The sequence below is a fragment of the Varibaculum sp. C0165D1 genome, assembly GCF_056590355.1.
This window is the reverse complement of record NZ_JBWPVY010000002.1, coordinates 359,825-376,028: the sequence shown is the minus strand read 5'-3', so window position 1 is coordinate 376,028 and position 16,204 is coordinate 359,825. Positions and strand designations below refer to the sequence as shown.

General features: G+C 55.7%; 13 protein-coding genes and 1 tRNA gene. 12 read left to right on the top strand and 2 right to left on the bottom strand.

What is annotated here, in order from left to right:
- Positions 1 to 13: 13 nt before the first annotated feature.
- The gene (locus AC1EKS_RS04185; RefSeq protein ID WP_481009150.1) at positions 14 to 2,173 is read right to left on the bottom strand and encodes a DUF6049 family protein; all 2,160 of its coding nucleotides are present in this window, start codon (positions 2,171 to 2,173) and stop codon (positions 14 to 16) included.
- Between the two features lies 1 nt (position 2,174).
- Positions 2,175 to 2,678 (bottom strand): NUDIX hydrolase, encoded by a 504-nt coding sequence (locus AC1EKS_RS04180; RefSeq protein WP_481009149.1) that lies wholly within the window; start codon positions 2,676 to 2,678, stop codon positions 2,175 to 2,177.
- An 86-nt stretch (positions 2,679 to 2,764) separates the two neighbouring features.
- On the opposite strand from AC1EKS_RS04180, the gene AC1EKS_RS04175 reads away from it, so the two are divergent.
- The 12 genes from AC1EKS_RS04175 to AC1EKS_RS04120 all read left to right on the top strand — a co-directional run bounded on the left by AC1EKS_RS04175 (position 2,765) and on the right by AC1EKS_RS04120 (position 16,049).
- Complete coding sequence (locus tag AC1EKS_RS04175) at positions 2,765 to 4,264, top strand: CCA tRNA nucleotidyltransferase (protein ID WP_481009148.1); 1,500 nt, start codon at positions 2,765 to 2,767, stop codon at positions 4,262 to 4,264.
- 86 nt (positions 4,265 to 4,350) lie between these two features.
- The gene (tmk, locus tag AC1EKS_RS04170) at positions 4,351 to 5,100 is read left to right on the top strand and encodes a dTMP kinase (protein WP_481009147.1); all 750 of its coding nucleotides are present in this window, start codon (positions 4,351 to 4,353) and stop codon (positions 5,098 to 5,100) included.
- Complete coding sequence (locus AC1EKS_RS04165; protein WP_481009146.1) at positions 5,097 to 6,281, top strand: DNA polymerase III subunit delta'; 1,185 nt, start codon at positions 5,097 to 5,099, stop codon at positions 6,279 to 6,281. The genes tmk and AC1EKS_RS04165 overlap by 4 nt, the downstream gene beginning before the upstream one ends.
- A gap of 3 nt (positions 6,282 to 6,284) precedes the next feature.
- A complete protein-coding gene (locus AC1EKS_RS04160) occupies positions 6,285 to 7,850 on the top strand; it encodes an alpha/beta hydrolase (RefSeq protein ID WP_481009145.1) in 1,566 nt (521 codons plus the stop codon).
- An 18-nt stretch (positions 7,851 to 7,868) separates the two neighbouring features.
- A complete protein-coding gene (locus tag AC1EKS_RS04155; RefSeq protein WP_481009144.1) occupies positions 7,869 to 8,387 on the top strand; it encodes a fluoride efflux transporter FluC in 519 nt (172 codons plus the stop codon).
- Positions 8,387 to 8,776: a fluoride efflux transporter FluC gene (locus tag AC1EKS_RS04150; protein ID WP_481009143.1), complete on the top strand. Its 390-nt coding sequence runs from the start codon at positions 8,387 to 8,389 to the stop codon at positions 8,774 to 8,776. Before AC1EKS_RS04155 ends, AC1EKS_RS04150 begins: the two co-directional genes overlap by 1 nt.
- A gap of 119 nt (positions 8,777 to 8,895) precedes the next feature.
- Positions 8,896 to 8,969, top strand: a tRNA-Pro gene (locus tag AC1EKS_RS04145).
- A gap of 798 nt (positions 8,970 to 9,767) precedes the next feature.
- Positions 9,768 to 10,664 (top strand): substrate-binding domain-containing protein, encoded by an 897-nt coding sequence (locus AC1EKS_RS04140; protein WP_481009201.1) that lies wholly within the window; start codon positions 9,768 to 9,770, stop codon positions 10,662 to 10,664.
- 26 nt (positions 10,665 to 10,690) lie between these two features.
- Positions 10,691 to 12,196: a sugar ABC transporter ATP-binding protein gene (locus tag AC1EKS_RS04135; RefSeq protein ID WP_481009142.1), complete on the top strand. Its 1,506-nt coding sequence runs from the start codon at positions 10,691 to 10,693 to the stop codon at positions 12,194 to 12,196.
- The gene (locus AC1EKS_RS04130) at positions 12,189 to 13,151 is read left to right on the top strand and encodes an ABC transporter permease (RefSeq protein ID WP_481009141.1); all 963 of its coding nucleotides are present in this window, start codon (positions 12,189 to 12,191) and stop codon (positions 13,149 to 13,151) included. The genes AC1EKS_RS04135 and AC1EKS_RS04130 overlap by 8 nt, the downstream gene beginning before the upstream one ends.
- Before the next feature lie 55 nt (positions 13,152 to 13,206).
- Positions 13,207 to 15,252: a beta-galactosidase gene (locus tag AC1EKS_RS04125; protein WP_481009140.1), complete on the top strand. Its 2,046-nt coding sequence runs from the start codon at positions 13,207 to 13,209 to the stop codon at positions 15,250 to 15,252.
- 17 nt (positions 15,253 to 15,269) lie between these two features.
- Positions 15,270 to 16,049 carry a hypothetical protein gene (locus AC1EKS_RS04120; RefSeq protein WP_481010260.1) on the top strand — a complete coding sequence of 260 codons (780 nt, stop codon included), beginning with the start codon at positions 15,270 to 15,272 and terminating at the stop codon, positions 16,047 to 16,049.
- The last annotated feature ends 155 nt before the right edge of the window (positions 16,050 to 16,204 follow it).

Here is a 16,204-nt window from a genome sequence, read left to right as displayed (position 1 = left end):
CTCCTCCTTTGCTTTAGTTTTGTTCCATCCGGGTGCCTCGGCGGAAATTAATAGTCAAACCAACTATAAAAATCGCTGCCGCGGTAAAAATAAAACCAAGAAAAATTTTATCTTCCCAACCGGTGCGAATACGCAGGTCAATTTGTTGTTGATGATCAAGAACTAGATTACCGGTCTGCGGAAGGATCGCCACCTTGGCGCGGACGTTACCATTGCGCACCGCAGTAATCGGAATCTTTACGGTTTTAGATCCTTTGGGAGCTAAGCTAACCGCTACTGCGTCATTGGCTCGCAGGCGGGCATCTGTTGGTTGCAGCTTTAAGCGCACCTTGACCTCGACTGGGAGTCGATTTAGCACTTTAATCGGGATTTGAGAATTACTGGAAAGCAAATTTATTTGGGAGGAAGTCTGAATTTCTACCGCCCGCGCCAACAGGTCGAGCTGTGCGCCCGCGTTAGTGAGCGCTTGGTTGCGTTCCGCACTGGTCATTCCGCGCGAAGTGGAAAGCAAAAGCTGCTGATACACCGGGACAGTTATGCGCTGGTGATCTGGAGTTATCTGCTCCAAGGAGGGTAGTACTCGTTTACGGGCAGTATTTAGAGATTTAGTGGCGCTGTGCAAAGAGGTGCCGGCGACCCCTAAAGATCCGGGAGCAGCCGGCGCTAGGCTTTGGATTTTGGGATCGTTACCCAAAGTTACTCGGGTAGGATCGGCGCCCAGCGCTTGCGGTAAAGCGGTTCCCTCTACCCAAGAATCGCTAAGAATCTTGCTTAAACGTTTTTGAGTAACCGCAGAATTTAGGGCTCCATTAGGCAAAACCGCGTTAATCAGTCTGGGTTGCTGGGGTCGTTCGCTGGCAATGGCTGCCAGCATAGCCCTGGCCACCTGGGTGTTAGTAAACGCTTCCTCACTAGAGGTGGAGGCCAAAATTGCTGATAAAGCCCCATGATCTGCCAGGAAACTGCGGGCTTTATCCCCATCTTTAGCTTCCCCCAACAGATCCGGTTGATAGTTGTAGCTTTGAGTTAGGGGCAACCGGTCCCCGCCGGTAACTATCGCGCAGCCCCCGCTCAATCGGGTAGCGGAGTGCTCACAGATGCCGTCTGTACGTCCGACCCAGTAGGGATTGGCCAAAAAAATAGTACTGGGAGCCAGGGATACTTGGTTTTCCAGCAAGGCTCCCACTTGGCGGTTTCCTTCCGCTGCTTTCGCCAGTGCATCTTGATCCAATTGCACTAGGTCAGGTGCTCCCCATAGGTCTAGCGACAGGCTAGCGCCTTTAGCTTGCGCAGCTTTTAGGGCGTTAAGCATCACCGGGTCAAGACTAAGGGGGATAGGTTTTTCCGGTAAAGGAGCAAAACTACCGGTCAAGAGGGGAGAGTTAGAGTGCAAAAGCGCGGGATCCACCACCCAAGTGATCCCCGCTGTTGACAGGTCACTTAAAATTTTTGCGTTCTCGCCTACGCTTTTCAAAGGCGTGGCCACCTGGCTGGTTGCTTGGTTACCGGCAGTAGCTTGACTGCCTGCCCCGCCCCTGGCTAACCATTTGACCATTTCGGGCGAAGAGGCTGATAGGGGAGCGATTATCGCCAGGGAACTTCGTGCCTGCGGTTTTTCTGCCGGTGCATACAAAAGCAGGGAGCGAGCAGGCACCATATTTTTTCTTTTTACGTTTTCGGCGGAAACGCTCACCTGCACCCCCAGACTTCCCAAACTATTTTTATTGAGGGCAGGCAGGGCATTTGTGGGAATCTCGACTTTATAACTAACCGTTTTCTTCGCTGCCACCTGCGCGAGGGTTTCACTGCCTTGTCCGCGTAAAACGCCCATCCCTTTATCGGATTCGCCGCTAACCCAGGCGCGAATAGTCTCCGCGTCTCCTCCCAATCGGGAAGTAGTAGCTACCTGCACTGTTACCTTATCTAAAGCAGTGTCGGTATGGTTGCTGACGGTTCCCGCTACCGTAATTTTTTTTACTCGCGCCTGCGCATCCTCTTGATAGGACAGGGTGTCGGGGCTAATAGCGGTAATGGCAGCACTTAGATTCGGTGCTGGCGATTGCGGGTCAGCGTTAGCTGCCAGGATGCTACCGGGTATCAGGGTGTAGGTAAGGGTGAGTAAAGCGGTGAGAAATACCCAAAAAACCCTGCCCCCCAGCCGCGAGATAGCCACCTTAGTCCTCTATTTCTAATAGTTCCAAGGCGGTAGCCACCACTTTGCGTTCATTAGGGTAAACCAGGACTTTGGAGACCATATCCAGAGGAACCCAAGCGGCGGCCTCGGCTTCATGATCAGGATCATTATCGACGGTAATAGTGCCGCCCGTGGCCTCTAACAGGTAGTGATGTACCACTTTATGAATCCGGCGGCCTGCCCCGGCGAACCAGTAGTCGATAGAGATCAAAGGAGCAATCACTTTTCCTTTGATCCCGGTTTCTTCAAAAATTTCTCGGCGAGCGGCTTCTTGGGCGGTTTCCCCCGGTTCTAAATGCCCTTTAGGCAGGCACCATTCGATATTGCCATTGCGGTTGCGGCGCGCGATCAAAGCCACGAAAGCCTGGCGGTTTTCAACTTTAACTATCAAACCGCCGGCAGAGGTCTCGTCAACAATTGGTAGCGAGGCGGCGCGGCGCGACCCTGCGCGGCGACGGCGACGATACGAATTGCGAACGGACATATCTTTAATGCTACCTTGCACCCTTAACAGGGGGCGAACAACTTGCCACTTGGAAGACGGGTAGGCTTTCTGGCAATCTGGAAACAATGAATAAGAATTTGAAGTTAGCTACTGATCCCGCTGGCCCGGCTGCTAGCCAGGTGCAGCTGCCGGAAGACGCGGCCAGCGCTCTGGGGAACATGTTGCAGGCCTTGTCGAAGCTGCCGGCGGTTATTTTAGAACTAGCGGAGCTGTTTACTGCGAAAGGCGAAGAACTTTCGCTGGTGGGCGGGCCGGTACGCGATGCCATGTGTGGCAGAAAACCCCACGACTGGGATCTAGCTACTTCGGCGCGTCCAGATGAAACCGAACAGATTTTGAAAAACTGGGCGGGCAACGTGTGGACAATGGGCAAAGAGTTCGGCACTATTGGGGCTCATAAAGCGGGTTTAACCGTAGAAGTAACTACCTATCGCAGCGATAAATACCAAAAGGATTCCCGGAAACCGGCAGTTCAGTTTGGGGATACTTTGGAGGGCGACCTGACGCGCCGGGATTTTACAGTCAACGCGATGGCGCTGCGCCTGCCGGACTTAACTTTGGTTGACCCCCATCAAGGGATAGCTGATCTAGTTGCCGGGCAGTTGCGTACCCCGGTGTCCCCCGAACAGTCTTTTGATGATGACCCGCTGCGGATGATGCGTGCCGCCCGGTTTGCTTCCCAACTGGATTTTGATGTGAGCATGCCGGTGATGGCGGCGATGGAAAATATGGCGAGCCGCATCGAGATTGTTTCCCCTGAACGGGTGCGCGCCGAACTGGAAGCCTTAATGGTAGGGAAAAATCCGCGTAAGGGCCTAGAACTGATGGTTTATACCGGTCTGGCGGCGATGGTGCTACCGGAAGTGGCGAATCTGCGCGCTACCGTTGACGAACATGGTCGCCACAAGGATGTTTATGAACATACCTTGACCGTAGTTGACCAGGCGATTGCTTTAGAGACCGGTCCAGACGGGGAGGTACCGCGTCCCGATTTTATTTTGCGGTTCGCTGCCCTCATGCATGACGTGGGCAAACCCGCTACCCGCCGCTTTGAAAGCAATGGCACAGTTTCTTTTCATCATCACGAAATCGTGGGGGCCAAACTTACCCGTAAACGGATGCGCGCCCTCCACTTCGATAAACAAACCATTAAAGACGTAACCCTGCTAGTTTCCCTGCACCTGCGCTTCCACGGCTACGGAGAGCAGGCTTGGAGCGATTCGGCGGTGCGCCGCTACGTGTCTGATGCCGGAAATATGCTCACCCGTCTGCACCGCCTCACCCGCGCCGATTGCACTACTCGGAATCGTCGCCGCGCCGCCCGCCTAGAGCACGCCTATGACGACCTGGAAAAACGAATCGCCCAACTGGCAGAAAAAGAGGAGCTTTCCCGGATTCGCCCCGAACTAGATGGGGAAGAAATTATGCAGCTTCTGCAGATAAAACCGGGTCCGCAGGTCGGTAAAGCTTATAAATATATGTTGAATTTGCGCCTAGAAGAAGGCGAAATCGGTAAAGAGGCCGCGCGCGAGCGGTTGCTTACCTGGTGGGAAAATCAGTCCTAGTAGTAACCCGTGTCTAAACGGCTTTTAGAACCAGTTTTGCTAAAAGGGTAGCGCGCCGTACCAGCCAAGTTCGGTAAGCTAAGGACATGAACGCCGCCGCGCCCTACCCGGGCTTCTTTATCTCCTTCGAGGGAGGGGACTATACCGGGAAATCTACCCAGGTGAAACTGCTGATGCAGGCTCTGGCGGCGCGTGGGGCGGCAGCGATTGCCACTTTTGAACCCGGCGGTACCGGCTTGGGGCAGCGATTGCGCCGGGAAGTCATGCATGGCGAGAACCTCGACCCCTATACGGAGGCACTGCTTTATGCCGCAGATCGGGCTTGGCACGTACACGAAGTGATCCGGCCGCATCTGGATGCTGGGGAGATAGTAGTATCTGACCGTTACCTGGATTCTTCGCTGGCCTATCAGGGAATAGGACGGGATCTGGGCTTAGAAAAGATTGCAGAAATTTCTCTGTGGGCAACCGAAAATATGCTCCCTGACCTGACTATTTTGTTAGACGGGGATCCGGAAGTGTTAGTGGCGCGGCGCACCGGAAACCCTGACCGGATGGAGTCGGCAGGCATCGCTTTTCACCAGTCAGTGCGCAAAGCGTTCTTGCAAATCGCGGAGCGCGATAGGCAGCGGATAAAGGTGTTAGATGCAACCTGCGGGGTAGCAGAAATCCATCAGCAGGTGTTATCGCTGGTTAGCGCGGCTTTTGCGGCGAGGGCGAAAGTGCAGGCTGGTCAATACCGGGACGGGAGCGGGCCGCAACTGGCAGATTTAGGTACTACCGGAACGGATATCCCGGACGGCGATAGCGAGCAGGCTGGGTTGCAGCAGTTATGAGCGTTTGGGATCAGATCGTGGGGCAAAAAGCGGCGGTAGCGGTTTTCGAGGCCGCTGCCCGGGCCGCGCGGAGCTTGCGGGAAGCGGGCAGTGATGATGCTGCTTTAGCTCGACAAATGGCGCATGCCTGGCTGCTTACCGGTCCTCCTGGGGCGGGGCGTTCGGTAGCAGCCCTGGCTTTTGCAGCGGCTTTACAATGTGAAGATCCGCAAACTCTCGGGTGTGGACAGTGCCCCGAGTGCAAGCGCGTCCTCAAAGGTACCCATCCGGACGTGAAAGTAGTGACTACCGAGCGCCTCATCATCAAGATCGAGGAGATAGCCTCCCTGGTTACCCTGGCGCAGCAGGCACCCGCCGGGGGTAAATGGCGGGTGATTTTGATGGAGGACGCCGATCGGATGGTGGAACGCAGCTCGAATCTGCTGCTGAAAGCGATTGAAGAACCACCCCCGCGCACCGTGTGGCTACTTTGTACCACCCAACCCGGCGATGTGTTACCCACTATCCGTTCCCGGTGTCGCCATGTCAGTTTAGTTACCCCGACCGGGGAAGAAGTGGCGCAGTTACTGATAGAACGGGAAGGAATAGCTCCCGAAACTGCCCGCGGGGCAGCGGCGATGTCTCAATCCCATATCGGGGTAGCGAAATCTTTAGCCCGTGATCCGGCCGAACTGGATCGGCGCCGTAAAATCCTGCTGGCGGCGGCCACTACCTCCAGCGTGGGCGAAGCCGCGCTGCTAGCGCAAAAACTGGTGGAGGCGGCGAAAGCTGATGCCAGTGAGCGGGCGGCGCAAAAAGATCAAGAAGAGCTAACGCGCCTGCGACGAGCCCTGGGATATGACCAGGAGGGGGCGCGGCTGCCACCGGCTTTAAAAGCCCAGGAAACTGCGCTGAAAGCGGATCAAAAACGACGCTCTACCCGCTACCTACGCGATAGTCTCGATCGAGTATTGCTGAATCTTCTAGGTTTTTATCGCGATGTATATTTGGCGCAAAGCGGGACCCAGGTGCCGTTAATTAACGTTGACTTGACGGACACCATTATGGGGTTGGCGCAGGGCTCCTCCCGGGAGCGCACCGTGCAGCGCCTAGACGCGATCCGCACCGCTAGGCGCCGGCTAGCGGCAAATGTGACACCGCTGCTAACTATGGAAGCGATGATGATGGATTTGAGGCAGTAGTTTATGGTTAAACAAAAACTGTCAATGCTGGTAGAAATGGTTTTTATGCTTTGCTTGGCGCTATCTGCCTGCAGCATCGGAGGTAAAGCTGAACCTCAGGTAGCTCCCGCTGCCTCCTCAAAAACTAATTCTTTAGACGGCGAGGAGGCTGCTATTCCCGCGGGGCTGGAAAGTTATTATCAGCAGAAAATTTCCTGGGCACCTTGCGCGGAAAATGACCTCAAAGATTATCAATGCGGGCAGGTAAAAGTACCTTTAGATTACACCGACACTAAGAAGGAAGATATTGAGTTGGCGCTGGCACGCAGCCGAGCTACCGGGAAAAAATTGGGGAGCTTGCTGATTAACCCCGGCGGACCTGGTGGATCGGGGGTTGACCTGCTAGGAAACTCTGCTGATATGTTTTCAGACGAGGTGTTTTCTTCCTTCGATGTGGTGGGGTTTGATCCCCGGGGGGTTTCCCGCTCGCACCCTATAGAGTGCACCACGGACGCGCAAAAGGATGAGTCGCTAGCTGAAAGCCTGGATCTTGCTACTGCTGCGGGCCGGGAACGTTCAGTTGCCGATATGAAAGAGTTTGCTCAGGATTGTAAGGAAAAGAACGGGGATTTGGCGCGATATTTAGATACCGTGTCTGTGGCACGTGATTTAGATATTTTAAGGGCCGTGCTCGGGGATAAAAAACTCTCTTACCTGGGGTATTCCTATGGTTCCTTCCTGGGGGTCACCTATGCGCAGCTATTTCCTAAGAATGTGGGGCGTCTAGTGTTAGACGGGATTTTGGACGGATCATATTCCTATGGGGAGGTCTCGCTCGCGCAGGCGAAAGGTTTCGAGGCGGCGTTCGCCAACTTTGCTTCCTGGTGCGCGCGGGAAGGTAAAGATTGCCCTTGGGATACTAAAGAAGCAGGTCTAAAACGTTTAAAGCAATTTTTTAACGGCGCCGATGCCTCTCCGATTCCCACTAAAGATTCTTCCCGCCCTCTTAATGGGGCGATAGCTTTTGGGGCAGCGGTCGGGATGCTCTATTACGAAACTCTGTACCCTTCCCTGCTAGAGGGGCTGAAAGCGGCATTGAAAGGCGATGGGGCGCCCCTATTGAAAATCTCGGATTTGTTTAACCAACGGGGGGCTGACGGTAGGTTTAAAAACAATGCTCTAGATGCTTTTATCGCGATTAATGGCGCCGATTATCCGGTGCAAGGTAGCCAAAAAGAGTGGGATCGGCGCGGGCAAAAATTGGTGCGGGATTTCCCGTTGATGGGGTCTTCGATGGCTTATGGCGAGTATGCGCTCGCGGCCTGGCCTTGGGTATCTACCGCGAAACGGGAAAAGGTGAAGATTGCAGGGACACAACCCATTTTGTTGGTGGGAAATACCAACGACCCGGCCACTCCCTATGAAATGGCGCAATCGGTACGCCGGCAAATCCCTAACTCGCGGCTGCTGACTTGGGAATCCTATTCCCACACCGCCTATGGTTTAGGGTCGGATTGCGTGCAAGAAACCGTAGATAAATATCTGGTGGGGGGAGTTTTACCGGATAGTGATGTTACCTGTGACGATTAAGGCCGGGGGGTTTATCCGATGAATAAACGCAATGATCCAGCTCAGCATCCTGCCCGGCGTATCGGGGCCGATGCCGCTGCTATTTTTGCCGGCGGCATGGCGGGAACTTTGGCGCGCTGGGGCTTAGACACCTGGACTGTCCCGATTTCAAAAAATTATTTCACCTGGTCAGCGCTTACTTTTGGGGTGATTTTAGCGAATCTGGGAGGCGCGTTTTTACTGGGATATTTTAAAACTCGGGCCAATCGGAAAGGTACCCGCCTGCACACCTGGGGAACTCCAGTAAAGTTGGGGATTACTACCGGGTTCTTGGGAGCTTTCACCACTTTTTCAGCTTTTGGAATCGCGGCGGTTAGCGGCGGGGCATCGGCGCTAGCTAGCGACTTTTGGACGTTAAGCGGAAAACTTTATCCCACCGCAGCTTTGGCATTAATCCTGCTGGTAGTCGGGGTGGTGTTTGCCGGTCTCGGGTACCGCCTGGCTACCAAAGACACTCCCGGAGGGCACGCCAAGAGCGGGCGCGGACAGGAACGCTGATGAGCGGGCTGGATTTTGTGCTGGCGTTAGGGGCTAGCGGCGGAGTAGGGGCGCTTTGCCGTTGGGGAATCGACGTTACCTGGTTAAAGCTAGAAAAACGGCACCCAGCTGGAGGGATCGCCCTGGTGAACGTGTTGGCATGCTTGCTAGGAGGGATGCTGATTGCCGCGGTGAACAGCGGTAATCTGCAAGCTGATAGTCGGGTCTATACCCTTTTAGCGACCGGGTTTTTGGGCGGGTTTTCTACTTTCTCTACCTTTGTGCTCGATATTTTTTCGGTTACAGAGCGGGGAAATTGGCGCCGTGCCTGGGGAGCGCTGCTCCTGGTGTGGGGGCTATCGCTGCTGGCGGCAATCGCCGGGCTAGCTCTTGGTAGCTGCCTATTCTGATTTTTTGACTTCGAAATGGGATTTTCGGGTTTGGGGTCTGATTTTGTGTGACATCCGCCGAAATCGAGGGGGGTAATTTTTAGATTTAGTCAGCGTCTGCCTACAATATTGGAGTTACGCGGGGTGTGGCGCAGCTTGGTAGCGCGCTTCGTTCGGGACGAAGAGGTCGCAGGTTCAAATCCTGTCACCCCGACGAACGAGACCGAAAGGGAGAGAAACGAAAGTTTTTCTCCCTTTTGTGTTGAGCGAGGAAGGGGTCGTAGGCGAGTAGCCGAATACCGCGACGATTGTGATGTCCCGCGACATATGTCTGTATATGTCGCGGGATTTTTTGGGTTTTTGGGGTGGGGGTTTCGGGTCATTTGTCCGTTTTTGGTTGGTAGGTTTTGTCGGGACTAGTGCCCATTTTCGATGCCTATTTGACGCGTTATAAGCCCTGTTCAGGCAGAAAAGACAGCGTTTTTATCTACGCAATTCAGGTATGAATTTTTTCGGTCTTAACCCAATAGCCCTCAGGCACTACTGCCTCTCTCCCTCATCACCAATGGGGCAGGGGTAAAGACCCAAAAGCATCCAGCATTATGGTTGTCCCCGAAAAATGTTATCTAGCTCACGTTTTTATGAAAAGCTTGACTTGTTGAATGTGAACGTTCACCATTAGATAATAAGAACGGGTAGTTCCGCTCCCACGGATCGGAACTTTCGACGTCTCACAGTTCAAAGGAGAACATTTATGAAGAGAAAGCTATTCCTTGTGGCTGCTGCTCTTGCGATTTTAGGCAGTACTGCAGCTTGCACAGTGGAGTCCGCAGGCAGCGGACAAGCTGACACCTAGGTTGCGGGCAAGGCAGATGCCGCCCTCAAAGAAGTAGAGGGCAAGGTCTTCAGCAAGGGCCCTAACGGAGAATCCCCCGTCACGGCTAAAGCAGTTGAGCTTAGCGAAGAGGAAATTGCGCAGGTTAAAGCGAAAAAGGCCACCGCTGCCATTGTGATGCACTACGCGGGTAACGACTGGGCTAATGCCCAGATCGCTGGGCTCAAGGCTGAATTTGCCCGTTTGGGTGTAGAGGTTATTGCTGTCACCGACGCGAACTTTAACCCGGGTCAGCAGGTGTCTAACATTGAGACCGTCCTCGCGAAGAACCCCGATATTGTGGTGTCCATTCCTACCGACCCAGTGGCTACTGCTGGTGCATACCGCAAGGTCACTGAAAGCGGCGCCAAGCTCGTTTTTATGGACAACGTTCCCAAGGGATTTAAGGGCGGCGTGGATTACGAATCGGTTGTAAGCGCAGATAACTTTGGAAATGGGGTAGTTTCCGCCCACCTGCTAGCCAAGGCCCTAAATGGCAAGGGAGACATCGGAGTCATTTACCACTCCGCAGACTTCTTTGTTACCCGCCAGCGCTATGAAGGCTTCCGCAAAGTCATCGAAGAGGATTACCCGGATATTAAGATTGTCAAGGCCCAAGGGATCGCCGGACCTGACTTCGCCGGTGACGCCCAAAAAGTGGCCGACGCGATGATCAGCCAGAACCCCAAACTAGCGGGTATCTGGGCAGTCTGGGACGTCCCGGCCGAGGGTGTAATGGCTGCCGCCCGTTCTGCAAGCCGTAATGACCTCAAGATCGCCACCGAGGATCTCGGAACTAACGTTGCCATCGCCTTGGCGCAAGACCAGCTCGTCGTCGGCCTCGGTGCTCAGCAGCCGTACCAGCAAGGTGTTGCCGAGGCACGCATCGGTGCCGGCGCTGTAATTGGCAAGAAGGCTCCCCCCTACGTAGCGCTAAATGCTCTGCCGGTTTCGCACCAGAACGTGCTTGAGGCATGGAAGCAGGTCTATAACACCGAGCCCCCAGCCGATCTAAAGAAAGCGATGAAGAAGTGACCGCCGCGGCTAAGACCAAACGGGATATGACCAACGCGGACCCCTTGGTGAGTATGAGAGGGATTCAGAAGTCCTTCTCTGGCGTGAAGGTTCTGGACGACGTGGATTTTGAAATCGTCGCCGGTGAGGTTCACGCCTTGGCAGGTGGTAATGGCGCAGGTAAATCGACGTTGATGAAGATTCTCCAGGGTGTCTACTCCCTGGACAAAGGGACGATCGAGATTGCTGGCAAGCAGTGCCACTTCGGGAATATCCATGATGCGAAGCGAGCTGGGCTAGGTATGGTCTTCCAGGAGTTCAGCCTGGTGCCTACCCTAACCGTGGCGCAAAACATCTTCCTGAATGTCGAGCCTCGCAGCGGGGGCGTGATTGACGATAAGCAAATGATTCGTCGTTCCCGAGAGATATTCGAGCGTATGCAGGTCCAGGTGGACCCCACAGCGAAAATGTCCTCGTTGTCTACTGCCTACTGGCAGTTGACCGAGATCGCGAAGGCTCTGGCTGAGGATGCCCGGGTGCTGATCATGGACGAACCCACTGCCGCTCTCGCTCAGCAAGAAGCAAAAGCACTGTTTGAGCTGATCGAACGGCTTACTGCGGAAGGCATCTCCATCGTCTACATCTCGCACCGGATGGAGGAGGTTTACCAGATCGCAGACCGCATCACCATTCTGCGCAATGGCAAGCATTTGCTGACCTCGCCGCTGTCGGAGATCACACCAGAAAAGATCGTGGAGGGCATCGTAGGTCGGACCGTCGCCATGGCGGCGGCGCCGCACCACGACTGTGCCGAACTTCCCGTCGTGCTTTCGGTTGAGGGCCTGGCCGCAAAAAACGGGCTGCATGACGTGGCTTTCGAGGTTCATGAGGGCGAGGTCCTAGGACTGGCTGGCCTGATGGGCTCGGGCCGCACTGAACTGGCCCGGGCGCTGTTCGGTATCGACGAAATCACCGCGGGAACCGTGAGCATCGATGGTAACAAGGTGAAGATTGGAAAACCTGGGGATGCGCTGGCACATGGCTTGGTACTGGTACCCGAGGACCGCCGCCGTCAGGGCCTGGTACTGGGGCACTCGGTCAACTCTAACCTGCAATTGCCCCACCTGGCCGATAACTCCCGTGCTGGATGGATAGATGACCGCAGCCTCCGCAACCTGGCGGGCAAGCTGATCGACGAGTTCCGCATCAAGGTGGCACGTCCCGAGGCACGCGCTTCGCTACTGTCCGGGGGTAACCAGCAGAAGATCGTGCTCGCTAAGTGGATTAGTCGCAACCCCCGGGTCCTGGTGATGGACGAACCCACCGCCGGAGTCGACATCGGCACTAAGGCCGAGATCATCGAGACCATTCGCGACTTTGCAGCTGAAGGCCACGCGGTGGTCGTCATTTCCTCCGAATATCCCGAACTACTCGCCATGAGCGACCGCCTGCTCCTGATGCGCGAGTCCACCGTCGAGCGTGAACTCGACGCGTCCGAAACAACCGACGAGCAGGCACTCGAACTGGCAGTTCAAGGAGTAAACCATGAGTAATTCAAAAGCCCTAGACACGGTGCCCCGCAAGGGTTTTAACTTTGACTGGCGTCGGGACATCATCTATGTCGGCTTCGTGGCCGTCCTGCTCATCTTCTCGGTGCTGCTGCGCGACGAGGGCTTCTTGTCCACAGCCAGCTTCTGGAATATCCTGCGCCAAGCGGCCATCGTCTCGGTGATTGCTGTCGGGATGACCCTGGTAATCGCCGCCGCGGAAATCGACCTTTCCGTCGGTTCCGTAGCAGGCCTGGCTTCGGTGGTGACAGCGCTGGCGCTATCGCACTTCGGACTGGTGCCTGGTATTCTGGCCGGGCTGGCCCTGGGCGCGATCGTCGGTAGTATCAACGGCGCCCTCGTGGCCTTTGTCCGAATACCGTCCTTCCTGGTCACGTTGGCTATGATGGGCATAACTTTCGGCATTGCCCAGTGGGTGACGGATTCTGCACCGATACCCATTCTAGACATGAACTACATCGCCAACTTTGGGGGCGGCAAAATCGGTCCCATCCCGGGTTTGATCATCTGGATGGTGCTCTTCGTTGTAGGTGGCACCCTGCTGCTCAAGAAGATGCGCTTTGGACGTCAGATCCTAGCTACCGGCGCCAACCCGGTCGCCGCCGAGTACTCCGGTATTAGCACCTCCTGGGTGCGTTTCCGGGTCATGCTGATCTGCTCAATGGGAGCAGCCGTAGCAGGCATGCTCTACGCTGGGCGTCTCATGTCTGGCCGCTTCCAGTGGGGCGCCGGTGACGAGATGAACGCCATCGCCGCAGTGATTCTCGGTGGGACCGCACTTGCTGGCGGACGCGGCTCCGTGGTCGGCACGTTCTTCGGTGCCCTGCTGATGGCAACGATCAACTACGGTCTCATCCTGGCCGGACTAGACACCTCTCAGCAGCAGATCATTCGGGGCATCATCATTATTCTGGCAGTCGCCCTGGCCCGTAAAGACTAGCCACTCAAAAAACAGGAACTTAAATCTCTCCGCAGTAAAAAAGAAAGGAAGAACTATGGAGAAGCAAATAGACAACCGGCCGGTGTCGGTTGGCAAGAGCGCCTTCAAGGTTGATGGCGAGACAGTCTCGCTGTACGGCGGTGCCGTACACTATTGGAGGCTCGACCGAGATAAGTGGGATCAGATCCTTGAATCTGTCAAGGGTATGGGTTTCAACATGATCTCGATCTATATCCCGTGGGAGATCCACGAGGTAGAAAAGGGAGTCTTCGACTTCTCGGGAAACAAGGATATCGATGCTTTCCTCACCCTATGTGAGGAAAAGGATTTCCGGGTCATCGTGCGTCCGGGACCGCAGATTAACTCGGAGTTGACCTGGTTCGGGTACCCCAAACGTATTCTCGAGAACGAACGGTTGCAGATGCGCAACGCCAAGGGTGGACGCACCGTTCTGACCCAGGTTCCCAAGCCGATCCCCGCCGTCAACTACGCATCCGATGAGTTCTTCGAAGAGACCGCGCTCTGGTATGACGCGATCTGTGAGATCCTGGCTCGTCACTGTTACCCCAAGGGCGGCATTGTTGCAGCTCAAGTTGATAACGAAATGGCGTACTTCTTCTGCATTAACGCCTACGCGGCCGACTACTCCGAAGAGTCGTTGGCACAGTACCGCAGCTTCTTGCTTGACAAGTACGGTGACCTGGCGGCCATCAACAAGGCCTACGGGACCTCCTACGGCAGCAAAGACGAAATCGAACCGCCGCGGCGCTTCGAAGGCAAGGACAAGCATGACATCCCGGCCTTGGCCGACTGGATTGAGTACCGCGAGCAGTACCTGATCATTTCGATGGATCGCCTCGCCGACATGATGCGTGAGCGCGGGCTGGACAAGATTGCCCTGTTCCATAACTACCCGCACCCGCTAGGTCCTGGTGGCGCAGCTTCCGGCTTCACCACACCTTTCAATATCACCAAGCTGGAAGAAAAACTCGACTTCGTCGGCTTTGATATTTACTCCCGCAAGGAACTCTACAGCCACGTGAAAACCGTAGGCTCGTATGTGGTGGGTACCAGCCGTTTCCCCTACATCCCGGAGTTCATCGCTGGCGTGTGGCCCTGGTACCTGAACCCGGGCGAAATCTACGACGAGGAATTCGTCACCAAAGCCGCGCTGATGCAGGGCATCAAGGGTTTCAGCCGTTACATGCTGGTCGAGCGCGACCGCTGGTTGGACTCTCCCATCCGCCGCGATGGTCGGGTACGCGAAGATCACGAAAAGATGTTCAGCAATGCCAACCGGATGCAGTCCGAAAACGGGTTTACCTCCCTGCGTCGTGACGCGAAGGTACTGCTCCTGGCGAACCGCGAGTACGACCGGTTAGAGGCGGCCTCAGTGCTGGTCTCCTTCCCCGGTGACTTCTTGGAGACTCCGTCGGGCTTTAGCGAATATGCCAACCCGCTGACCATTAGCGAGGACAACCTGGGCTTTGACGCCCCGGTCCAGTTGGAGAAGAGCAAGGCCTTCGGCTCCTACTTCGAAGCGCTGTCTGCCGGTGGTCACGACTTCGTGATCTCCGATACTGACTTGGATCCCGCACGCTGGGGTGAACGCCGCATTATCGTGCTGCCGACCCTCGACTACCTGGATGCAAAGGTCCAGCAGGCCCTGGTGGACTTCGTAGCCGGCGGTGGCTGCGCCGTTGTTGGTCCGAAGCTACCCGAGCTCGACTCCCTAATGAACCCCTGCACCATCCTCAAGGACGCCGTCGAGTCTGGCAAGGGCAAGTGGTTCGTTGTCAAGGACGGCGAAGATGCCTCCAGCGTGCTCGATAAGGCGTGCGCTGCAGCCGAAGTATCCGCCGTACGCAAGAGCGACACCCGCCTCGACGTAGTGGTTCACGCCGACCAAGGCGACCAGAAGCGTCGCGTGGTGTTTGTCGCCAACCCGACAGCTGAGGCCATTGAGGCCCGTGTCGAACTGCCCTTCGAGGTCGAAAAGGCGACCGAACTGTGGTCTGGCCAGCCGGGCACCGTCCAGGGCTGCCAGTTGTCGACTTCTATGCCCGCTTACTCAATCAATGTCTACGACTGCTCGCTATAGAGCTGAAAGGAACTACAATGCTTCACGGTGATGTTTTAATGGCCGATCTGGACGTGGACCAGTGGCGCAATGCGCAGCACCTGCTGCTGCGTTCCGCCAAGGGCGCCCGCAGGATCGTGTGTCTGTTGGAAAAGGGAAAGGTGGTTAAATGCCGCCACACCCAAGGCGCGGAGGTAGCTCAGGCACCGACGCAGGTCGATGATCTGCAGGCTGCTGCGGACGCGCTATATGCTGCCAACCGGGATCAGGTTGATTTCGTAATGGTGGCCGAGCGCGATGCGATGGACGAGTACTTTGCCGAGTACCAGAACGCCTGGAATGCGGACGAGGACCTCGATGTCTACGTTTGCCGCTCTTGGAGCCTGCTGCGCGACCGCTACCAGTCAACGATCGTGACTGCTCCCGAACCTGCTGATCAGACCCTGGGTCTGCAGTGGAAGTTGGGTGCTTCTCATGATCAGGTGGTGGCCGCTACGGAGGCGTTCGTTAGCCCGAACAGCACTTTGGTGCTGGCTGTGCATGACGACAACTCCTTGTGGACCAGCCTCATCTTGCGTTTTGATCAGGACCGGAAGGTCATCTCGATTGGTACCGCCGACCCGAGCTTGGTTGATATCAAAGGTGACCGGGCTGCGGTGACGCAGCGTCTGGTCTCCTTCGCCAATGGTCGCGAGGGCGATGTCAAGCTGGTGGTGAGCTGCACCCGTAAGGCCGCTGAACGGTTCTTGGCCTCTGAGGACAAGGCCGCGGTCGTAAGTGAGCTGGGTGACGACTTCCAGGTGGAACGCGTCGGCTAATCTCATAGGATAGGAATTTGGCCGGGACCTCTTTGAGGTCCCGGCCACTTCATATTGCGGCAACAAGTTCCAGCTTGGCAGGATCCTCATCCCATTTCGGGGTCGCCCTCACCGTCGCGGTTACTGACGCCTAACGGCCTCATGCCTGATCATCT